The sequence below is a fragment of the Streptomyces sp. NPDC047982 genome (assembly GCF_043204165.1).
Taxonomy (GTDB): domain Bacteria; phylum Actinomycetota; class Actinomycetes; order Streptomycetales; family Streptomycetaceae; genus Streptomyces.
Map to the genome: position 1 here is coordinate 1 of NZ_JBIDBS010000038.1, position 19,694 is coordinate 19,694.

19 protein-coding genes and 2 pseudogenes are annotated in these 19,694 nt (G+C 71.1%); 13 read left to right on the top strand and 8 right to left on the bottom strand.

Annotation, left to right across the window (positions count from 1 at the left end; all coding sequences use genetic code 11):
- The 7 genes and pseudogenes from ACGF2V_RS29930 to pssA form a co-directional block, all read left to right on the top strand.
- Nucleotides 1-303: pseudogene (locus ACGF2V_RS29930) on the top strand (crotonyl-CoA carboxylase/reductase); the annotation flags it as partial.
- Nucleotides 304-312: 9 nt separating this feature from the next.
- Nucleotides 313-2,325 carry a protein meaA gene (locus ACGF2V_RS29935; protein WP_362629132.1) on the top strand — a complete coding sequence of 671 codons (2,013 nt, stop codon included), beginning with the start codon at nucleotides 313-315 and terminating at the stop codon, nucleotides 2,323-2,325.
- Entirely contained in the window at nucleotides 2,322-3,341 is a 1,020-nt protein-coding gene (locus ACGF2V_RS29940) for a CoA ester lyase (RefSeq protein ID WP_362710832.1), read from the top strand. The genes ACGF2V_RS29935 and ACGF2V_RS29940 overlap by 4 nt, the downstream gene beginning before the upstream one ends.
- 1 nt (nucleotide 3,342) lies before the next feature.
- The gene (locus tag ACGF2V_RS29945; protein WP_362710829.1) at nucleotides 3,343-3,894 is read left to right on the top strand and encodes a MaoC family dehydratase; all 552 of its coding nucleotides are present in this window, start codon (nucleotides 3,343-3,345) and stop codon (nucleotides 3,892-3,894) included.
- Nucleotides 3,895-3,896: 2 nt separating this feature from the next.
- Entirely contained in the window at nucleotides 3,897-5,102 is a 1,206-nt protein-coding gene (locus ACGF2V_RS29950; protein WP_362629123.1) for an acyl-CoA dehydrogenase family protein, read from the top strand.
- A gap of 181 nt (nucleotides 5,103-5,283) precedes the next feature.
- On the top strand, nucleotides 5,284-5,931 hold the full coding sequence (locus ACGF2V_RS29955; RefSeq protein ID WP_362629121.1) for a phosphatidylserine decarboxylase: 648 nt from the start codon (nucleotides 5,284-5,286) through the stop codon (nucleotides 5,929-5,931).
- A complete protein-coding gene (gene pssA / locus ACGF2V_RS29960) occupies nucleotides 5,918-6,775 on the top strand; it encodes a CDP-diacylglycerol--serine O-phosphatidyltransferase (protein ID WP_362629118.1) in 858 nt (285 codons plus the stop codon). Before ACGF2V_RS29955 ends, pssA begins: the two co-directional genes overlap by 14 nt.
- A gap of 269 nt (nucleotides 6,776-7,044) precedes the next feature.
- On the opposite strand, the gene ACGF2V_RS29965 is transcribed toward pssA, so the two are convergent.
- Nucleotides 7,045-8,076, bottom strand: a complete 1,032-nt coding sequence (locus ACGF2V_RS29965; protein ID WP_362710826.1) for a zinc-binding alcohol dehydrogenase family protein — start codon at nucleotides 8,074-8,076, stop codon at nucleotides 7,045-7,047.
- Nucleotides 8,077-8,359: 283 nt separating this feature from the next.
- On the opposite strand from ACGF2V_RS29965, the gene ACGF2V_RS29970 reads away from it, so the two are divergent.
- Nucleotides 8,360-9,058, top strand: coding sequence for an SRPBCC family protein (locus ACGF2V_RS29970; RefSeq protein WP_362710823.1), 699 nt, complete (start codon nucleotides 8,360-8,362; stop codon nucleotides 9,056-9,058).
- 89 nt (nucleotides 9,059-9,147) lie between these two features.
- On the opposite strand, the gene ACGF2V_RS29975 is transcribed toward ACGF2V_RS29970, so the two are convergent.
- Complete coding sequence (locus tag ACGF2V_RS29975; protein WP_362629110.1) at nucleotides 9,148-10,281, bottom strand: glycerate kinase; 1,134 nt, start codon at nucleotides 10,279-10,281, stop codon at nucleotides 9,148-9,150.
- 123 nt (nucleotides 10,282-10,404) lie between these two features.
- Between ACGF2V_RS29975 and ACGF2V_RS29980 the strand changes: the two genes are divergently transcribed.
- The 3 genes from ACGF2V_RS29980 (at nucleotide 10,405) to ACGF2V_RS29990 (ending at nucleotide 13,417) form a co-directional block, all read left to right on the top strand.
- Nucleotides 10,405-10,899 (top strand): NUDIX hydrolase, encoded by a 495-nt coding sequence (locus ACGF2V_RS29980; RefSeq protein ID WP_362629107.1) that lies wholly within the window; start codon nucleotides 10,405-10,407, stop codon nucleotides 10,897-10,899.
- A gap of 319 nt (nucleotides 10,900-11,218) precedes the next feature.
- Nucleotides 11,219-12,373, top strand: coding sequence for a hypothetical protein (locus tag ACGF2V_RS29985; protein ID WP_392913680.1), 1,155 nt, complete (start codon nucleotides 11,219-11,221; stop codon nucleotides 12,371-12,373).
- Nucleotides 12,374-12,631: 258 nt separating this feature from the next.
- On the top strand, nucleotides 12,632-13,417 hold the full coding sequence (locus ACGF2V_RS29990; protein WP_362629104.1) for a Sir2 family NAD-dependent protein deacetylase: 786 nt from the start codon (nucleotides 12,632-12,634) through the stop codon (nucleotides 13,415-13,417).
- Nucleotides 13,418-13,508: 91 nt separating this feature from the next.
- Here the strand turns inward: ACGF2V_RS29990 and ACGF2V_RS29995 are convergent.
- Nucleotides 13,509-13,917, bottom strand: a pseudogene (locus tag ACGF2V_RS29995) ((2Fe-2S) ferredoxin domain-containing protein).
- Between the two features lie 352 nt (nucleotides 13,918-14,269).
- On the opposite strand from ACGF2V_RS29995, the gene ACGF2V_RS30000 reads away from it, so the two are divergent.
- The gene (locus ACGF2V_RS30000; RefSeq protein ID WP_362629098.1) at nucleotides 14,270-14,854 is read left to right on the top strand and encodes a TMEM165/GDT1 family protein; all 585 of its coding nucleotides are present in this window, start codon (nucleotides 14,270-14,272) and stop codon (nucleotides 14,852-14,854) included.
- A 360-nt stretch (nucleotides 14,855-15,214) separates the two neighbouring features.
- On the opposite strand, the gene ACGF2V_RS30005 is transcribed toward ACGF2V_RS30000, so the two are convergent.
- The 5 genes from ACGF2V_RS30005 to rpmB all read right to left on the bottom strand — a co-directional run bounded on the left by ACGF2V_RS30005 (nucleotide 15,215) and on the right by rpmB (nucleotide 19,443).
- Nucleotides 15,215-15,769, bottom strand: a complete 555-nt coding sequence (locus tag ACGF2V_RS30005) for a methylated-DNA--[protein]-cysteine S-methyltransferase (RefSeq protein ID WP_362710820.1) — start codon at nucleotides 15,767-15,769, stop codon at nucleotides 15,215-15,217.
- A gap of 20 nt (nucleotides 15,770-15,789) precedes the next feature.
- Nucleotides 15,790-17,265, bottom strand: coding sequence for an AlkA N-terminal domain-containing protein (locus tag ACGF2V_RS30010; RefSeq protein WP_362629093.1), 1,476 nt, complete (start codon nucleotides 17,263-17,265; stop codon nucleotides 15,790-15,792).
- 89 nt (nucleotides 17,266-17,354) lie between these two features.
- Nucleotides 17,355-18,629 carry an MFS transporter gene (locus ACGF2V_RS30015; RefSeq protein ID WP_362710818.1) on the bottom strand — a complete coding sequence of 425 codons (1,275 nt, stop codon included), beginning with the start codon at nucleotides 18,627-18,629 and terminating at the stop codon, nucleotides 17,355-17,357.
- 272 nt (nucleotides 18,630-18,901) lie between these two features.
- Nucleotides 18,902-19,207 (bottom strand): 30S ribosomal protein S14, encoded by a 306-nt coding sequence (rpsN, locus tag ACGF2V_RS30020; RefSeq protein ID WP_362710815.1) that lies wholly within the window; start codon nucleotides 19,205-19,207, stop codon nucleotides 18,902-18,904.
- On the bottom strand, nucleotides 19,207-19,443 hold the full coding sequence (gene rpmB, locus ACGF2V_RS30025) for a 50S ribosomal protein L28 (protein WP_362629084.1): 237 nt from the start codon (nucleotides 19,441-19,443) through the stop codon (nucleotides 19,207-19,209). The genes rpsN and rpmB overlap by 1 nt, the downstream gene beginning before the upstream one ends.
- A gap of 66 nt (nucleotides 19,444-19,509) precedes the next feature.
- Between rpmB and rpmG the strand changes: the two genes are divergently transcribed.
- Entirely contained in the window at nucleotides 19,510-19,674 is a 165-nt protein-coding gene (gene rpmG, locus ACGF2V_RS30030; protein ID WP_362629081.1) for a 50S ribosomal protein L33, read from the top strand.
- Nucleotides 19,675-19,694: the final 20 nt, after the last annotated feature.

Below are 19,694 nucleotides of genomic sequence, written 5' to 3' on the forward strand. Positions count from 1 at the left end.
CTGGAGGAGACCGGCCAGGCCGCGTACGACGTCCACCGCAACCTCCACCAGGGCAAGGTCGGCGTCCTGGCCCTCGCCCCGGCCGAGGGCCTGGGTGTACGCGACCACGAGCTGCGGGAGAAGCACATCGACGCCATCAATCTGTTCCGTGACGCGTCAGCGGAACGGACCGACAGGCACAGCCGTGACGCGTCAGCGGAACGGACCGACAGGCACAGCCGTGACGCGTCGACGGAACGGACCGACAGCCGCAGCGCCGACACATCGGCGGAGCGGACCGCCCCAGCCGCCCAGAACGCCTGAGGTCCCCCGATGAGCGAACGCCAGAAGGACCGCCCGTGGCTCATGCGGACGTACGCCGGCCACTCCACCGCCGAGGCGTCGAACGAGCTCTACCGGCGCAACCTCGCCAAGGGCCAGACCGGCCTGTCGGTCGCTTTCGACCTGCCGACGCAGACCGGCTACGACCCCGATCACGTTCTCGCCCGCGGCGAGGTCGGCCGGGTCGGTGTGCCCGTGTCGCACCTCGGTGACATGCGGCGGCTGTTCCAGGACATCCCCCTGGAGCGGATGAACACCTCGATGACGATCAACGCCACCGCGATGTGGCTGCTGGCGCTCTATCAGGTGGTCGCGGAGGAACAGGGCGCCGACGTGACCGGGCTCCAGGGCACCACGCAGAACGACATCGTGAAGGAGTACCTCTCGCGCGGGACGCACGTCTTTCCGCCCGGCCCCTCGCTGCGGCTGACCACCGACATGATCACGTACACGGTCAACCACATCCCGAAGTGGAACCCGATCAACATCTGCAGCTACCACCTCCAGGAGGCCGGGGCCACCCCGGTCCAGGAGATCGCGTACGCCATGTCGACGGCGATCGCGGTGCTGGATGCCGTACGGGACTCCGGGCAGGTGCCGCAGGAGAGGTTCGGCGACGTGGTCGCGCGGATCTCCTTCTTCGTGAACGCGGGTGTCCGCTTCATCGAGGAGATGTGCAAGATGCGGGCCTTCGGCCGCATCTGGGACCGGGTCACCCGCGAGCGGTACGGCGTGGCGGACCCCAAACAGCGCCGCTTCCGCTACGGCGTCCAGGTCAACTCCCTCGGGCTGACCGAGGCTCAGCCGGAGAACAACGTCCAGCGGATCGTCCTGGAGATGCTGGCCGTCACCCTGTCCAAGGACGCGCGCGCCCGGGCCGTGCAGCTGCCCGCGTGGAACGAGGCGCTGGGCCTCCCCCGGCCCTGGGACCAGCAGTGGTCGCTGCGCATCCAGCAGGTGCTGGCGCACGAGAGCGATCTGCTGGAGTACGAGGACATCTTCGCCGGGTCGCACGTCGTCGAGGCCAAGGTGGACGAGCTGGTCACCGAAGCGCTGGCCGAGATGGACCGGATCGAGCGGATGGGCGGTGCCATGGCCGCCGTCGAGTCCGGCTATCTGAAGTCCGAGCTGGTCGCCTCGCACGCGGCCCGCAGGGCCCGGATCGAGAGCGGCGAGGAGAAGATCGTCGGCGTCAACGTCCACGAGACGACGGAGCCGAACCCGCTCACCTCGGACCTCGACGGCGCGATCATGACGGTCGACCCGGCCAACGAGGCACGGGTCGTCGCCGCCCTGCAGGCGTGGCGCGACAACCGGGACGAGGCGCGTGCCTCCGACGCGCTGGCCGCGCTGAAGAAGGCCGCCGCAGGCAGCGAGAACCTGATGGCGGCGACCGTGGAGTGCGCCCGCGCGGGCGTCACCACCGGGGAGTGGGCCTGGGCGCTGCGTGACGTCTTCGGCGAGTTCCGGGCCCCGACGGGCGTCTCGTCGGCCCCCGTGGCGGTGGCCGCGGAGCCCGGCACTCCGCTCGCCCTGGTCCGGGAGAAGGTCGCCCGCACCGCTGCGGATCTGGGCACCGGGCGACTGCGGCTGCTGGTCGGCAAGCCGGGCCTGGACGGGCACTCCAACGGCGCCGAGCAGATCGCCGTGCGGGCCCGTGACGCCGGGTTCGAGGTGGTCTACCAGGGGATCAGGCTGACGCCCGAGCAGATCGTGTCGGCCGCCCTCGCCGAGGACGTGCACTGCGTCGGTCTGTCGATCCTGTCCGGGTCGCACGCGGAGCTCGTCCCGGACGTACTCACCCGACTGCGCGAGGCCGGCGCCTCGGACATCCCGGTCATCGCGGGCGGAATCATTCCACCCGCCGACGCCGCTGCCCTGGTGGGGGCCGGTGTCGCCGCCGTCTTCACCCCGAAGGACTTCGGTATCACGGAGATCATCGGCCGTATCGTCGACGAGATCCGCAAAGCGAACAAGCTCGATCCTCTGGAGGTCCCCGCATGACTGCCGTCAACCGCCCGCCCGTCTCCCACCACCACCCTCAGGCGACGTCCCTGCGGGACGGCACCTCCCGTCTGCGTCCGCGCCGCTCGTGCCTGGCCGTGCCCGGCTCGAACCCCCGGTTCCTGGAGAAGGCCCAGGGCCTCCCGGCCGACCAGGTCTTCCTGGACCTGGAGGACGCGTGCGCGCCGCTCGCCAAGGAGGGCGCCCGGCACACCATCGTCGACGCGCTGAACAAGGGCGACTGGACCGGCAAGACCCGGGTCGTGCGGATCAACGACTGGACCACCCACTGGACGTACCGCGACGTCGTCACGGTCGTCGAGGGCGCCGGCCAGAACCTCGACTGCCTCATGCTGCCGAAGGTCCAGGACGCCCAGCAGGTCGTCGCCCTCGATCTGCTGCTGACCCAGATCGAGAAGACGATGGGCTTCGAGGTCGGCAGGATCGGCATCGAGGCGCAGATCGAGAACGCCAGGGGCCTGGTGAACATCGACGAGATCGCCGCCGCCTCGCCCCGGCTGGAGACCCTGATCTTCGGCCCGGCCGACTTCATGGCGTCGATCAACATGAAGACCCTGGTCGTCGGCCAGCAGCCTCCCGGGTACGACGCGGACGCGTACCACTACATCCTGATGCGCATCCTGATGGCGGCCCGCGCGTACGACCTCCAGGCGATCGACGGCCCCTTCCTCCAGATCCGTGACGTGGACGCGTACCGCGAGGTCGCCGGCCGTGCCGCGGCTCTGGGCTTCGACGGCAAGTGGGTGCTCCACCCGGGTCAGGTCGAGGCGGCCAACGAGGTGTTCTCCCCGTCGCAGGAGGACTACGACCACGCCGAGCTGATCCTCGACGCGTACGAGTGGTGTACCTCCGAGGAGGGCGGCAAAAAGGGTTCGGCGATGCTCGGCGACGAGATGATCGACGAGGCGAGCCGCAAGATGGCTCTGGTCGTCGCAGGCAAGGGGCGCGCGGCGGGTCTGCGGCGCACCTGCGAGTTCGAGGCTCCGGAGGTCTGACATGCAGTTCGGACGCACCTTCGAGGAGTTCGAGGTCGGCGCGGTCTACAAGCACTGGCCCGGGAAGACGGTCACCGAGTACGACGACCACCTCTTCTGTCTGCTCACCATGAATCACCACCCGCTGCACATGGACAGCAATTACGCGGAGCGGACGACGGATTTCGGGAAGAACGTCGTCGTCGGCAATTACATCTATTCGCTGCTGCTCGGCATGTCGGTCCCGGATGTCTCCGGAAAGGCGATCGCCAATCTGGAGATCGAGTCGCTGAAGCACATCGCGCCGACCTTCCACGGCGACACGATCTACGGTGAGACGACCGTTCTGGACAAGACCCCGTCGAAGTCCCGGAGCGACCGCGGAATCGTGTACGTGGAGACCAGGGGATACAAGCAGGACGGAGCACTGGTCTGCGTGTTCCGCCGCAAGGTCATGGTCCCCACCGAGACGTACATCAAGGAGCGCGGCGGCGAGCAGCCCGGCCGCCCCGAGCCGCTCCCGGCCCCGCAGAAGTCCTCCCCGAAGCCCTCGCAGAAGAACGTGGAGAAGTAGCCATGGCGCGACTCGCCCAGACCTCCGGTCTCACCGATGTCCAGCAGGAAATCATCTCCACCGTCCGGGATTTCGTCGACAAGGAGATCATTCCGGTCGCGACCGGTCTGGAACACCGCGACGAGTACCCGACCGAGATCGTCGAGGGGCTCAAGGAACTCGGTCTGTTCGGGCTGATGATTCCCGAGGAGTACGGAGGTCTGGGCGAGTCGCTGCTCACGTACGCGCTGTGTGTGGAGGAGATCGCCCGCGGCTGGATGAGCGTGTCGGGCATCATCAATACGCACTTCATCGTGGCGTACATGCTCAAGCAGCACGGCACCCAGGAGCAGAAGGACACCTTCCTGCCGCGCATGGCCCTGGGCGAGGTCCGGGGCGCGTTCTCGATGTCCGAGCCGGGGCTGGGCTCGGACGTGTCGGCGATCACTTCCAAAGGGGTCAGGGACGGTGAGGAATACGTCCTCGACGGCCAGAAGATGTGGCTGACGAACGGCGGCACCTCCACGCTCGTGGCCGTCCTGTGCCGGAGTGACGAAGGCCACCCCGAGGGCACCGCCCCGCACAAGTCGATGACGACGTTCCTGGTGGAGAAGGAGCCCGGTTTCGGCGAGGTACGCCCGGGACTCACCATTCCCGGCAAAATCGACAAAATGGGCTACAAGGGCGTCGACACCACCGAACTCGTCATGGATGGACTGCGAATTCCGGCCAATCGGGTCCTGGGCGGCGTCACCGGCCGAGGCTTTTACCAAATGATGGACGGCGTCGAGGTCGGCCGGGTGAACGTGGCCGCCCGTGGCTGCGGCGTCGCGCAGCGTGCGTTCGAACTGGGTGTTTCATACGCCCAGCAGCGCCAGACCTTCGGAAAGCCGATCGCCCAGCACCAGGCGATCCAGTTCAAGCTGGCCGAAATGGCCACCAAGGTGGAAGCCGCCCATGCCATGATGGTGAATGCGGCTCGCAAAAAGGACTCCGGGGAGCGAAACGACCTGGAGGCAGGGATGGCGAAGTACCTCGCCTCCGAGTACTGCAAGGAAGTCGTCGAAGACGCCTTCCGGATCCACGGCGGCTACGGCTTCTCCAAGGAGTACGAGATCGAGCGCCTCTACCGGGAGGCTCCGATGCTGCTGATCGGCGAAGGTACCGCCGAGATCCAGAAAATGATCATTGGGCGCCGACTCCTCGAGGAGTACCGGTTCCAGGGTTGATTGTCCCTTTCAAGCCGATTTGGCAGCGAAGAAGATCACACCCTGTCATCCTCCGCCGGTGCCTTCCCGCCGTCCGACTCGGCTGCTGGCTTGCCCAGTTGCGGCTCGCAACCGATAACATCGCCGGAAAAGCCGCCGTCCCCCGTTGCCAGCGCGGCATCATCCGCTACGAAGGTCATCCATGCCCGACAGCCAAAACTCTGCACCGCGCGGCGGTGTCCGCCTTGCACGCGGAGCTTCGCCGTGGCTCCTCCCGACCGTCGCCACCGCGGCGCTCAGCCTCACCCGGGCCCGCAGGTCCGGACGCTGGGCCGCGGTGGCCGTGCCCACCACCGCGCTCGCGGCGGGCATGCTGTGGTTCTTCCGGGACCCCGAGCGCGAGATCACGCAGGGCCGGGTCATCTCCCCGGCCGACGGCGTGGTGCAGAGCATCATGCCGTGGAAGGACGGACGGACCCGCGTCGCGATCTTCATGAGCCCGCTGAACGTCCATGTGAACCGCGCGCCCCTGGCCGGCACCGTGACCTCCGTCGAGCACGTCCCCGGCGGTTTCGTTCCCGCTTTCAACAAGGAGAGCGAGAACAACGAGCGTGTGGTGTGGCACTTCGACACCGAGCTCGGCGACATCGAGATGGTGCAGATCGCGGGCGCGGTCGCACGTCGCATCGTGCCCTACGTTCCGCAGGGCACGAAGGTGGAACAGGGCGAGCGCATCGGGCTGATCCGCTTCGGCTCCCGGGTCGACCTCTACCTGCCGGAGGGTGTCGAGGTCGCGGTCGAGGTCGGCCAGGCCACTACCGCGGGGGTGACTCGAATTGACCGTGATTGATCCCGAGACCCGGACCGGCTGGGTTCCGGAGTCGGACTCCGAGGAGGACGCCGGCGAGGACATGCCGCTCTCGCTGCGGCTGTCGATAGCGGACACCCTCACCCTGGGCAACGCCACATGCGGCTTCATGGCGGTGTACTTCACCACCACCGGAATCCTCATCCCGCACCTCACGGGCAGTGACGAGATCGGCATGGCACGGCACTCCGCGGCCACCGCCGTGATCCTGATGCTCCTGGCGGCGGTGTTCGACCTCTTCGACGGCCTCGTGGCCCGCAAGCTGCGTTCCTCGCCGATGGGGGCCGAACTGGACAACCTCTCGGACCTGATCAGCTTCGGACTGGCCCCGGCGTACTTCGTCCTCGTGTACGGCATGGTCGCGGACGACGCGCACCAGCGGGTGTCCGCACTGGCGGCTGTCGTGGTGCTGCTGGCCGTGGTGCTCAGACTCGCCAGATTCTCCTGCGTGACCATGAAGGACGGCATGTTCCAGGGCATGCCGAGTCCCTTCGGAGCGCTCACGGTCGTCTCGATCGTGCTCCTGGGGCTTCCCTTCGTGCCGACGCTCCTCGCGATCATCGGAGTGGCGTGGCTGATGGTCAGCCGGGTCGAGTATCCGAAGCCGCGGGGCGTGCTCGCGGTGGCGATGCTCAGCTGGATCGTCTCCGCGATGGGGCTCCTGGCCGCGTGGGCGCTGGACGCCCCCGGCGGGCAACTGCTCCTCCAGACCGGATGCGCGCTCCAGGTGGTCCTGGGCGCGGTCATCCCGCTCTTCGCTACGGCCCGGAGGGTGAACACCTTCCGTGACAACCGGCGCGAGGCGCGGGCGGCGCAGCTGCCGTAGTCGCACACAGCGCACCAGCGCATGGAGAGGGCCCGGGTGCTTCCCAGCACCCGGGCCCTCTCGCGTGTGCGGGGCTCACGCTCGGTGTGGGCTCCGGGTCCGCGCCGAGCATCTGCGGGAGACGGTTCCGGCGGGAGACGGTTGCGGCGGGAGACGGTTGCGGTGATGAAAACGGGGACGGCGCACGAGCCGTCCCCGTTTTCTGACTGCGGGCAGGTGAGCGCGACGCATGCGATCGGGGCCGAGGCCACCCGCGGCGGCCCCGCCGCTCAGTCGGGCACGAGCACGGCGGCCCCCCGCACCCGGTCGGCGGCCAGGTCGGCCAGGGCCCGGTCGGCCTCGCTCAGCGGGTACGGACTCACCGTGACCCGGATGCCGGCGCGCCGGGCCAGGGCGAGGAACTCCCGGCCGTCCCGACGGGTGTTGGAGGTGACACTGCGCAGGTCGCGCTCCTGGAAGAGATGGCGCTGGTAATTCAGCGCGGGGATGTCCGACAGATGGATTCCGGCGATCGCGAGCGTCCCCGACCGGTCCAGGGCCTCCAGCGCCACCGGCACCAGATCGCCGACGGGCGCGAACAGGATCGCCGAGTCCAGCGGCTCCGGCGGACGGTCGTACGCGTCGCCCGCCGAGGCGGCGCCCAGCTCCAGCGCGAGCGCGCGGGCGCCCGCCGAACGGGTCAGCACGTGGACGGTGGCACCCTCGGCGAGCGCCACCTGGGCCGCGAGGTGGGCCGAGGCGCCGAAGCCGTAGATGCCCAGTCGTCCGCCCTCGGGGAGTGCGCTGCGTCGCAGGGCGCGGTATCCGATGATGCCCGCGCAGAGCAGCGGCGCGAGGTGGGCGGCGTCCTGGTCGTCGGGGAGCCCGTAGGCGAAGTCCTCCGGGACCACCGCGGTCTCGGCGAAGCCGCCGTCGGCGTCCCAGCCGGTGTAGACCGAGCGGGGGCAGAGGTTCTCCCACCCGGCCCGGCAGTACCGGCAGTTCCCGCACGTCCCGCGCAGCCAGGCCCCGCCCACCCGGTCGCCGAGACGGAACCGGCCGGTCCCCTCGCCGGCCGCCACGACCCGGCCGACGATCTCGTGCCCGGGAACGGTGCCCGGCCGGTGCGGCGGAAGATCGCCCTCGGCCAGATGGAGGTCCGTACGGCACACCCCGCACGCCTCCACGTCCAGCAGCAGCTCCCCCGGGCCCGGTACGGGTTCGGGGCGCCGCACACGCACCAGCGGGCCGGTGTCGATCGGACCGGGTGTCCGGACGGCCCAGCCGTTCCGCTCGGCCGCGGCGGGCGCGGGGACAGCCACACGTCCAGACTGCGACGACCGTGGCGGGGCGGCAACCGGCCGGGGTCGCGCGACGAACGGCCCGGGTGCGCGGGCCGTTCGTCGTCCGCCTTTACCAGACGTCCGGGTCATGTCGCGGGGAACACACCGGGCCGAGGGCGGGTCGAGGCGCCGGAATCACTCCATCGGCCGTGCGAGGCGTGCGCGTCCCCGCGACGAGAAGCAGGCTGATGGGCGACGGCACCGCGACGAGGGCCACCGGACGCCGAAGCTTGGGCGGACGGGCGCCGTAAGAGGTGGAGCCATGCCCCGTGTGTCTGCGCATGTCCATGTGTCCCGCCCCGCGGAGGAGATCTTCTCGTTCCTCCGGGATCCACGGAATCTGGCCGTGTGGTCGTCGAGCATAGATCAGGTGCTCGACGGCCCGGTCGCCACCGATCTCGGCGACGAGTACCTCTGCAAGTTCCCGGGCAGGCGACGGGCGCACCGCCTCACCTGCACCGCGAGTACGCCGGTCGAGTACCTGGCTTTCCGCGGCGCGCGGATGTGGACCCCGCTGGGCCGGCATTCGCCGGAACTGGAGTTCCACCTGAGCCCGAGCGAAGGAGGAACCCTGGTCCAGTTGTCGGTCAAACCGCATCTGGACGGTGGCATGATCATTCTCGCCCCGTTCGTGACGATGGCGTGGCGTCGTGACCTCCCGGTGGAGCTGCGGTGCCTGGCGGAGCTGCTGGACGACGGCGATCGCAGCGACGGGGCCCCCGAGCCGTCCGACGCTGCTGTGGAGCCGTCCGACGCGGGCGCGGGCGCCGGGCAGGTCGCCAGGGCCACGGGCGCCGGGCGGTTCGACGCGAACGCCCGCACTGGACCGCTCGACGCGGAAACGGAGAACGGCCACGGCCCGGCCACGGCCCGGCCACGGCCCCCGGTTGATCCGAGGAGACCGGTGCCGGTGAGAAGCCGAGGCCGGCACGAGAAGCCGGGGCCGCCGGGGCCGGTGTGAGAAGCCGAGGCCGGCACGAGAAGCCGGGGCCGGTACGAATCGGGCCGCCACGGATGCGGAGCGCGGCGGGGTACGGAAGCGGACCCGCGCTACCGCAGGAAGTCGCGCGCGATCGCCTCGGCCGCCCGTTCCAGCAGGGGTCCCGCCTGGGCCATGGAGACGGCGGGGTCCGGTTCGAGGTCCGCGAGCGCGTACGCCCGGCTGATACCCGCGCCGTTCAGCGCCTCGGGCGTCAGCGCGAGCCGACCGCAGACCGCCACGACCTCGACGCCCGCCGCGCGGGCGGCCGAGGCCACGCCCGCCGGGGCCTTGCCGTGCAGGGTCTGTTCGTCGAGCGACCCCTCACCGGTGATCACCAGGTCGGCCCGCGCCAGCGCCGGGGCGAAGCCGAGAACGTCGAGCATGACCTCGATGCCGGGCCGGAACCGGGCCCCGAGCGCGACCAGCGCCCCGTAACCGATGCCGCCCGCCGCGCCCGCCCCGGGCAGCCCCGCGTGCTCCGGACCGAGGACGGAAGCGTAGTGGGCGAGCGCGGCGTCGAGGACCGCGACGTCCTCCTCGGTGGCGCCCTTCTGCCGCCCGTAGACCTCGGGCGCGCCCTTGGGACCGGTCAACGGGTTGTCCACGTCGCCGGCGAGGACCAGGTCGACGTCGGCCATGCGCGGGTCGAGACCGGACAGATCCGCCTCTGCGAGGTCGGCGAGACCTCCGCCACCCGGTCCGACGGGCTTGCCCTCCGCGTCCAGGAAGCGGGCTCCGAGCGCTGCCAGCATGCCCGCGCCGCCGTCCGTGGTCGCGCTCCCGCCCACACCGAACACGATCGTCCGGGCACCCGCGTCCAGCGCCGCGGCCAGCAGTTCGCCGGAACCGTACGTCGTGGCCGTGAGCGGGGCGAACACGCCCGCGGGAAGGCGCTGGAGGCCCGACGCCTCGGCCATCTCCACCACCGCGGTGGTGCCGCGCAGCGCGTACGCCGCCGTCACCGGATCCCCGAGCGGGCCGGTCACCCGCGCCTCGCGGCGCTCGAACCCGGCGGCCACCGCCGCCGCCACCGTGCCGTCGCCGCCGTCCGCCACCGGCAGAGTCTCGACCCGCACCCCGCGAACGACACGCCGCAGCCCGGCCGTCACCCGCTCCGCGACCTGCACGGCCGTGAGCGAGCCCTTGAACTTGTCCGCCGCGACGAGCACGCGTGCGGCCTCCGTCACTGCTCCTTCCGCCATCTCGAACCCCTTGCTTTCGAACAGGCAGTCGCGCCGCCCCGACCCTATCCGCAGCGCGAACCCGCTGCCCAGGGCCGTCCCGTGCCCGTCCCGTTCCCGTCCCGTACGGCTACGCTGCCCGGCGTGACCACCACTGACTACGCCACCTACATCGCGGGGCTGCCCCGGGTGCTGGCCGCCGCGGCCACCGTGTTCCGGGACGCCCGCGGCCGGGTACTGCTCGTCGAACCGAACTACCGCGACGGCTGGGCGCTGCCCGGCGGAACCGTCGAGTCCGACGAGGGCGAGAGCCCCCGGCAGGCCGCACGGCGCGAGACCGCCGAGGAGATCGGCCTCGACCTGCCGCCGGGACGGCTCCTCGTGGTCGACTGGGCGCGCGGCCCGGGGCGCCCGCCCATCGCCGCGTACCTCTACGACGGCGGCGTGCTCGGCGAGCCGGAGCTGAAGGAGATCCGGCTCCAGGAGGAGGAGTTGCTGTCCTGGGAGCTCGTCGAGCGCGACGAGCTCGACCGCTGTCTGCCCGGCGGTCTCGCGCGGCGTCTGAGGGCGGCGCTGGACGTGCTCGACTCGGGCGGCGGCACGGCGGAGCTGGAGGACGGCCGTCCGGTGACCGGCTGACTCGCGCCGTCTCCGTTGTCCTGACCGGCTGTCAGCCGGTATGACGGTGAGAGCAGATGTGCCGGTGTGCCGGTGTGCCGGTCGGCGACGTCCGGATGCGCGCATTCACCCGCGCGTCGTCCGCGGTGCACGCTCGGCCTGCATCATCCGAACTCCACGAAAGCGGAGGGGACATGCACAAGCACACGGGTCGTTCCGGTGGGTTCACGGCGTCGGTCGTCGCGGCGTTCGCCTGTACGGCGTTCTCCTGTACGGCGGTCCTCGCCACCGCGTCGACGGTGGCCGCACGGTCGGCCCCGCCCCGGCTGCCCATCGCGAAGTGCCGTCGTCGGTCGACGGCGGCGCCTGGCGCTCGGGCCACGTCCAGGGCATGGCGATCGACCGCCGCAAGGGCTTCATGTACTTCTCGATGACCGACCTGCTGGTCAAGACCGACCTCAGGGGCAACCCGATCGGCTCGGTCACCGGCTTCACCGGCCACCTCGGCGATCTTGACTTCAACGAGAAGGACGGCCGGGTGTACGGCTCGCTGGAGTACAAGGAGGCGAAGTCCTTCTCCATCGCGATCCTGGACGTGGAGAGCGTCACCCGCATGGACATGGACGCCCGGTCCACGGGGGTCGTCTCGACCGTCCACCTCGGGGAGGTCGTGAAGGACTTCACCGCCGACATGAACGGCGACGGCGTGTTCGACGGCGACACGGCCGACACTCCCGACCACCGCTACGGCTGCAGCGGCATCGACGGCGTCGCGTTCGGCCCGGCCTTCGGCGACCGGCGCGGCAGGCACGCCGAGCCGAGGCTCACGGTCGCGTACGGCGTGTACGCCAACCGGGGCCGCGCGGACAACGACCACCAGGTGCTGCTCCAGTACGACGTCACGCGGTGGCGGAAGTACGAGCGCCCGCTGACCGAATCGGCCCCGCACACCAGCGGCCCCGCCCGCGCCGACGGCAAGTTCTTCGCGTACACCGGGAACACCACGTACGGGGTGCAGAACCTGGAGTACGACGGCCACAGTGGCAACTGGCTGATGGCCGTCTACCGGGGCACCAAACCCGGTTTCCCCAACTACTCGGTGTTCGCCCTGGACGGTGCGCGAAAGCCGGTGCGCGGAATCGTCCGGGGCCAGCGGACCCCGGAACGCGGCCTGCTGCTCCCCCTGCTGCGCGAGGGCGCGCACGACGCGGCGACGGGTACGCACGGGTGGCCGGCACCGGGCCAGTACGGGCAGTACGGGCTGGTCTCGCTCGACGACGGACGCTTCTACGTGGCACGGAGCGGCACCGTCCAGGAGGGCGGCGTCACCAAGCAGACCGCCCGCGCCGAGCTGAACACCTGGACGGGCCGAACCCCGTCGCCGTTCAGTCCTGTGGCCCCCGCCGGTCCCGCTGACCCCGTCAGTCCTGGGGACCGCGTCAGTCCTGGGGACCGCGTCAGTCCTGGGGACCCCGTCAGTCCTGGGGCGGCCTGAGACCCGCCCGACTCGGTACCCGGCCTGCGCGTCGCGGGCGATATGACCTCACGGGCGGCGCGCGGCGCTGCGCAAGGGCTCCCGTGATCCGTGGTGGACCAGCGCGCGGCGTCGGATGTGCGGCGTCGTATGTGGTGCCTCGCGAGGCGGACGGGCATCCGCGTACCCGATGTGTGCGGACGTTCCGACAACGCGGCGAGGTGCCGCTGTCGTCGCGCGCCCGCCAAAGAACACGGGACAACCCTTACGCTCGTGGCCATGACTCTCGTCGCGATCCTCAGCGGCGCCGGCATTTCCACGGATTCCGGCATTCCCGACTACCGCGGGCCCAACGGGCTCTGGCGCAAGGACCCGGAGGCCGAGAAGCTCGTCACGTACGACTCCTACATGGCCGATCCGGAGATCCGCAGGCGCTCCTGGCAGATGCGCCGTACCAGCGCGACCTGGAACGCGCAGCCGAACGCCGCCCACCGTGCGGTGGCGGAGCTGGAGCGGTCCGGCACGCCGGTGCGGGTGATCACGCAGAACGTCGACGGTCTGCACCAGTTGGCCGGTCTCCCCGCCCGCAAGGTCCTGGAGCTGCACGGGACGGCGCGCGAGGTGGTCTGCACCCGCTGCCACGCCCGCTCCCCCATGGCCGAGGCCCTGGCCCGGATCGAGGCGGGCGAGACCGATCCGCCGTGCGCGGTCTGCGGCGGCATCCTGAAGTCGGCGACGATCATGTTCGGTGAGCGGCTCGATCCGGTGGTCCTGAGCGAGGCGATGGCGATCGCCAAGGCGTGCGAGGTGTTCATCGCGGTCGGGACGACGCTCCAGGTGCAGCCCGCCGCCTCGCTGGCGGGAATCGCGGTCGACCACGGGGCGCGGCTGATCGTGGTGAACGCCGAGCCCACGCCCTACGACGAACTGGCGGCCGAGACCATTCGTGAACCGATCGGCACGGCCCTTCCCGCACTGCTGAGGCGGCTGACGGCGGCCACGGACGGGGACGGGCACGGGGACGGCGGCGGAATCAGCGGCGGGGAAACGGGCTCCCGGCGCTGAGCAACCGGCGCGGCCGGGCGACCGGGCAACCGGGGCGACCGATGCGATGACCGTGACCACGGGCGCGCGCCCCGCCACCCGGTGCCGGTGCTCAGCCGCCCGGTTCTCGCAGTTCCCGCTGGACGCGGCGCGAGGGGCGGAAGGCGTAGAGGTCGAGGATCTCGGGCGGGTCCACCAGCCCCGGCCCGCCCGCCGCGACCCACGATGTCCGTCACGGCGTCCGGGTCGTTGACGAGCCCGAGCCAGACCGGTCGCCCGCCCGCCGCACGCCCCTGCGCCGAGGGCTGTACGACGACGACATTGGCCTGTTCGCAGGCGTCCAGGCAGTCCACAGCACGGACCGTCGCCGCGTCGTCGAGCGTCTGTCGCAGTGCGGCGAGCTGACCGGCGTGGTCCACGTCCGGGATCTTCGGCGTTCCGCAGCAGCAGCCGCGGCAGACGCTGACGGTGGGCCGGGTCGCGCCCCCGGCGCGGGCGGGCTTGCGCGGACGGCGGCTCATGCGGGGACGCCTCCGAAGACGGCTCGGACGATCACTGGGGGACTGTGGCGATCACTGGGGACTGTACCGGCCCCGCACCGGATCGAACACCTGCACTCCCCTGTGGGCGGTGAGGTAGAGTGGGCGGCTGCGAAGGGGAGTAGCCCCGCGAACCGGTCGTCGACACACTGGAACCCCCGGGTTCCCGGTGGCCGGGCCCGTGAGTCCCACGGGCGGGCGAGACCTTCGGTCAGGTATGACGTACCCGCGTCCCGCGGGTGCCGACGTCGTGCCGGGCCGAGTGGTCCTCCGGACAGCCCGAGTGGCGCTTCGCGAAGGCCCGGGGCCCGGCTCTCACAGAAAGCCACCCGGAATGCACCTCGACCCCCTGGCGATCGTCACCGCCTTCGGGCTGATCTTCCTCGCCGAACTGCCCGACAAGACGATGTTCGCGTCCCTCGCCATGGGCACCCGTATGCGCCCGCTGTACGTCTGGTTCGGCACGTCGTCCGCGTTCATCGTGCACGTCGCGATCGCCGTCGGGGCAGGCAGCCTGATCGGACTGCTGCCGGGCTGGCTCGTCAAGGTCGTCTCGGCTTCCCTGTTCGCGTTCGGCGCCTTCATGCTGCTGCGCGCCGGCGGCGACGATGACGAAGAGGAGGCCGGTGCCAGGACGGTGACCGGTTTCTGGCCGGTCTACTCGACCGCTTTCATGGCGGTCTTCATCAGCGAATGGGGCGACCTGACGCAGATCACCACGGCCAATCTTGCCGCGAGCAACGGCACCTGGTCCACGGCGATCGGATCCGCGGCCGCGCTGATGTCGGTCTCGGCGCTGGCGCTGCTCGCCGGGCAGTTCATCGCGAAGCGGGTGCCGCTCAGGACGGTTCAGCGGATCGGCGGGCTCTGCATGCTGGGGCTGGCGATCTGGACCGTGGTGGAGATCTTCACCGGCTGACACCGCCGCTCCCGACGCCGTCCGGGTTTCCGTCGCCACCCCGGGAATCCCGGTTTCCGTCACGACTCGGAGCCCGGGCTTCCGTCACCACCCGAAGCCCGGGCTTCCGTCACGACTCGGAGCCCGGGCTTCCGCCACCCCCTGGCTCCGGATCTCCGGCACCAACCACGCTTCGGGCGCCGCCCGTCCGGCGTGCCCCTCCGGCGCCCGCCCGGGCGGCGTCGGAAAGGGGTGCGTCCGCCGGGGCGACGTCAGACGTGGAAGAGATCCGGGCGACGTCAGACGGGCAAAGAGATCCGGGCGACGTCAGACGGGCAAGAGGTCCGGGCGGCGTCAGAAGAGCGGAAGGTCCGGGCGGCGTCAGAAGAGCGAGAGGTCCGGGCCGTCGTCGCGTCCGCCCTTCTCGAAGGCCAAAAGTCGTTGCTTGCGGTCGAGCCCGCCTCCGTAGCCGGTGAGGCTGCCCGAGGCGCCGATGACGCGATGACAGGGGACGATGATGCCCACAGGATTCTTGCCGTTGGCAAGCCCCACCGCACGTGAGGCCCCCGGTTTGCCGAGGCTCTCGGCGAGTTCGCCGTACGAACGGGTCTCGCCGTACGGGATCATCTGGAGCTGCACCCAGACGCTGCGCTGGAACGGGGTGCCGTCCAGGCACAGAGGCAGGTCGAACTCGCGCAGTTCACCGGCGAAGTAGGCGTCGAGCTGGCGGATCGTCTCCGTGAAGGGGCGCAGGTCGGGCTCGCCGAAGGTCTCCTCGGGCGGGCGGTGGCGCTGCCCGGTCATGTAGAGGCCCGAGAGGACGCCGTCGGTGGCGACGAGGGTCAGCGGACCGTAGGGGCTGTCGACAACGGTGTGCCGCCGGTGGCCGGCCGTTGCGGGGGTCCGGGATGTCGCGGGTGCGGGCGTCGTGGTCATAGCGGTTCTTCCCAACTGGGTCATGCGGGCAGGTGGTTGATGGGGTGGTCGTCGACGGTCCAGAGGTACTGCACCGCATACGCCCGCCAGGGCCGCCAGGCCGCCGCACGGGCGGTGAGCGCGGCGGGGGTCGACGGGAGGCCGAGTTCCGCGGCGGCTCGGCGGACGCCGAGGTCGGTGGGGAGGAAGGCGTCCGGGTCGCCGAGAGCGCGCATCGCGATCACCTCGACGGTCCAGGGTCCGAAGCCGGGGAGGGCGGCCAGTTCGGTCCGTGTCCGCTCCCAGTCGGTGTCGGTGCCCAGCCGGAGCGCCCCGTCGGCGAGTGCGCCGACGAGTGTGGTGAGCGTGGTGCGGCGGGTGCGGGGCAGGGCGAGCCGTTCGGGGTCGAGTCCGGCGAGCGCGTCCGGGGTCGGGAACAGATGGGTGAGACCCCCGCCCTCCGGGTCGTCGACGGGGAGGCCGTGCGCCGCGACGAGGCGGGCCGCGTGGGTGCGTGCGGCGGCGGTCGACACCTGCTGCCCGAGCACCGCCCGGACGGCGAACTCGGCGCCGTCGACGGTACGCGGCACCCGTCGCCCCGGGGCCGTGTCGACCAGGGCGGCGAGGAGTGGATCGGCGCGCAGCCGGTCGTCGACGGCCACCGGGTCGGCGTCCAGGTCGAGCAGCCAGCGGCAGCGGCTGATGGCCAGGGTGAGGTCGCGGGGGTCCGTGAGGAACAGCCGGCAGCCGATGTGGTCGGGGCGCGGGGTGAGGGACACGATGCCGTGCCCGTGCGGGAGGGCGAGCGTGCGGCGGTAGGCGCCGTCGCGCCACTCCTCGACACCGGGGACCGCGGTGGCGGCAAGGTGTCCGAAGAGGTTGGAGGGATTGAGCGGTGCCCGGTACGGCAGCCGCAGGGCGATCAGGCCCGGGGCGGGCGTCGGTGTCGTGCACCGGGCAGCGCGGCTGCGCAGTTCGCCCGGGGCGAGCGCGAAGACCTCGCGCACGGTGTCGTTGAACGTGCGGATCGAGGAGAACCCTGCGGCGAACGCGACCTCGGCCATGGGCAGCGAGGTGGTCTCGATGAGCAAGCGCGCGGTCTGGGCGCGTTGGGCGCGGGCCAGGGCGAGCGGACCCGCGCCCAGTTCGGCGAGCAGTTGACGCTCGATCTGCCGGGCGGAGTAGCCGAGTCTGGCGGCGAGCCCGGGGACGCCCTCCCGGTCGACGACACCGTCGCGGATGAGGCGCATGGCACGGGCGACCGAGTCGGCGCGCGCGTTCCATTCCGGTGAACCGGGGCTGGTGTCGGGCCGGCACCGCTTGCAGGCCCGGAATCCGGCCTGCTGGCAGGCGGCGGCGCTGGGGTAGAAGGTCATGTTCTCGACCTTCGGCGGCACGACGGGGCAGCTGGGGCGGCAGTAGATCCGGGTGGTGAGAACCGCCGTGAAGAACCAGCCGTCGAAGCGGGCGTCCTTCGACTGGACGGCCCGTACGCAGCGCTCGGTGTCCGTGTACATGTCTCCAGCATGGGCCACCGGGAGCCCTCGGGCTGGCGAGAATCCGACATCGACCTCGCGCTGCCAGGCACTCTTTGCGTGTCTCCTGGTCAGTCCCGCGCCGGTCCGACGGGCCGATCCGTGTCGGTGGTGGGCGGCCGGCCGGCCTCGGTGGATGTCCGGCCGACTTCGGTGGGCGTCCGCTGGGCGTCGCTCTGCCCGCGCAACAGCACCGGGGCGCCGGCGACGCTCACGACGAGCGTGCCGATGCCGGCCAGCGCCAACGCACCGGCACCGCCGAGCAGGCTCACCGCCGGGCCGCCGAGCGCGGTGCCGGCCAGATTGGCTCCGTTCAGCGCGGCCCCGGACGACGCGAAGGCCCGGCCGCGCACATCGGCCGGAACGCGGGCATGGATCAGGTTGCGGATGGCCAGGGCCTGCAGGGAGTTGGCGGCTCCGGTGAGCACGAAGGCTCCGAGGGTGACGGCGAACACCGGAACCCCGGAGCTCACGGCCAACGCGACCCCCATCAGGACCCCGGACCCCGCGAGGACGCGCGGCTGCCACGTCACGGGGATCCGGGGAGCGATCGGGGCGGAGGTGAGCAGCATGCCGACGGTGTGCGCGGTGACGAGGACGCCGTACCCCGTGTCGGACGCTCCGAGGTCGTCACGGATGAAGAAAACCCGCGCCACGCTCAGCACAGCGGTGAACAGAATGGCTGCGGAGAGTGCCGCGATCGCGGTGCGCAGCAGCCGGTCCGCACCCAGTACCCCCACCCCTTCGCGTACCTGGGCGAGCCAGTTGACGTTGGTACCCGCGACGGGACGGCGCCGGAGCCGCAGTGCGAGGAAGGCCACCGCCATGGCGGCGAACGTCGCCGCGTCGCACAGCAGTGCCACACGGTCGCCGTACGCGGCGATGAGGAGACCGGCGAGCACGGGGCCCACCACGTTCCCGGCCGAGCGGAAGGTCTCCAGCCGGGCGTAGCCCCGGGCAGCGTTCTCCTCGCCGAGGATCTCGGGGACCAGGAGCAGGAGCGCGGGAGAGACCACGGCCAGTCCTGCCCCGAGCAGGGCCAGCAATCCGATGCAGACCATCACGTCGGTGACGAACGCCAGCCCCAGGCCCAGCACGGCCTGGAGGGCCGTCACGACGACGATCAGCCGACCGCTCTCGACGCGGTCGACCAGGGGCGCCGCCAGGGGACCCACCACCACGAGCGGCAGCACGCCCGCGATGACGAGGGCCGATATGGCGAGACCCGACCGCCCCTGGTCGTGCAGCCGGAGGGTCAGCGCGATCAGCGCCATCTGGTCCCCCATCGCGGACAGTCCGTACAACGCCCCCGCGACGGAGAGAACGACGTCACGGTTTCGAAGCACCCGCAGATCCTGTCAGCCCCGGGACGCCGGTGCGCGGCGGGGGCATCGAATCGAGCCGGATCCACGCGGACCGCCCCGACCGAACCGTACCGGCGACCGCCGGGCCGAACCGGTACGGACCGGTCGCCAGGCCGAACCGGTACGGAGGGATCGCCCGGTTGAAACGGTACGGACGGGTCCCCCGGCCGAACCGGCGGACCGGCCGGGCGACGGCCGGTCCCTACCGAACGGGCGGCGATGGGCACCAATCCTCGCCGCTGCGGACTTCCCCCTCACCAGGAGGACTTGGTGACCCCCGGCAGCAGTCCCGCGTGGGCCTGCTCGCGCACGCGCACGCGGGAGAGCCCGAACTTCCTCAGGTGCCCGCGTGGTCGGCCGTCCACCGCGTCACGGTTCCGCACCCGGGTGGCACTCGCGTCACGGGGCTGGCGCCGGAGTTCGTCCGCCGCCATGCGGCGTTCGGCGTCCGAGGCGGACGGCCGGCGGATGATGTCCTTCAACTCGGCACGACGGGCGGCGTACCGCCCGACGACCGCCTTGCGCTTCTCGTTCCGCACGATCTTGCTCTTCTTCGCCATCAGACCTTCTCCCCCCGGGCCCGGATGCGGGCGACGGCCGCCTCGACACCGATGGCGTCGACGGTCCTGATCGCCCTGGCACTGAGCGTCAGCCGGATGCTGCGCCCCTCACTCGGCAGCCAGTACCGCTTGCGCTGGATGTTGGGGTCGAACCGACGCGAGGTGCGCCGGTGCGAGTGGGAGATGCGGTTACCGAAGCCCGGCCGGGCGCCGGTCAGTTGGCAGTGGGCTGACATGGCACTACTCGCTTCCTGCGGCGAACCGCGTAATGGAAATGGAAATCATTGCCATATAGTAGCGGCATGGCTCGCAATGAACTGCGCCCCGTCGTCAGACTCCGATCCACCGCGGGGACCGGCTACACGTACGTCACCCGCAAGAACCGTCGCAGCGACCCCGAGCGCATGGTCCTGCGCAAGTACGACCCGGTCGCCCGCAAGCACGTCGACTTCCGCGAAGAACGCTGACCACTTCCCGCCCGCACCCG

Excerpts from the sequence above, each read along its gene's own strand:
- ACGF2V_RS30010 (WP_362629093.1), bottom strand. The coding sequence starts at position 17,265 with ATGTACACGGACACCGAGCGCTGCGTACGGGCCGTCCAGTCGAAGGAC.
- rpmG (WP_362629081.1), top strand. The coding sequence starts at position 19,510 with ATGGCTCGCAATGAACTGCGCCCCGTCGTCAGACTCCGATCCACCGCG.
- ACGF2V_RS29935 (WP_362629132.1), top strand. The coding sequence starts at position 313 with ATGAGCGAACGCCAGAAGGACCGCCCGTGGCTCATGCGGACGTACGCC.
- rpmB (WP_362629084.1), bottom strand. The coding sequence starts at position 19,443 with ATGTCAGCCCACTGCCAACTGACCGGCGCCCGGCCGGGCTTCGGTAAC.
- ACGF2V_RS29955 (WP_362629121.1), top strand. The coding sequence starts at position 5,284 with ATGCCCGACAGCCAAAACTCTGCACCGCGCGGCGGTGTCCGCCTTGCA.
- ACGF2V_RS29945 (WP_362710829.1), top strand. The coding sequence starts at position 3,343 with ATGCAGTTCGGACGCACCTTCGAGGAGTTCGAGGTCGGCGCGGTCTAC.
- ACGF2V_RS29990 (WP_362629104.1), top strand. The coding sequence starts at position 12,632 with ATGACTCTCGTCGCGATCCTCAGCGGCGCCGGCATTTCCACGGATTCC.
- ACGF2V_RS29950 (WP_362629123.1), top strand. The coding sequence starts at position 3,897 with ATGGCGCGACTCGCCCAGACCTCCGGTCTCACCGATGTCCAGCAGGAA.
- rpsN (WP_362710815.1), bottom strand. The coding sequence starts at position 19,207 with ATGGCGAAGAAGAGCAAGATCGTGCGGAACGAGAAGCGCAAGGCGGTC.
- ACGF2V_RS29975 (WP_362629110.1), bottom strand. The coding sequence starts at position 10,281 with ATGGCGGAAGGAGCAGTGACGGAGGCCGCACGCGTGCTCGTCGCGGCG.
- ACGF2V_RS29970 (WP_362710823.1), top strand. The coding sequence starts at position 8,360 with ATGCCCCGTGTGTCTGCGCATGTCCATGTGTCCCGCCCCGCGGAGGAG.
- ACGF2V_RS29940 (WP_362710832.1), top strand. The coding sequence starts at position 2,322 with ATGACTGCCGTCAACCGCCCGCCCGTCTCCCACCACCACCCTCAGGCG.
- ACGF2V_RS30000 (WP_362629098.1), top strand. The coding sequence starts at position 14,270 with ATGCACCTCGACCCCCTGGCGATCGTCACCGCCTTCGGGCTGATCTTC.
- ACGF2V_RS30005 (WP_362710820.1), bottom strand. The coding sequence starts at position 15,769 with ATGACCACGACGCCCGCACCCGCGACATCCCGGACCCCCGCAACGGCC.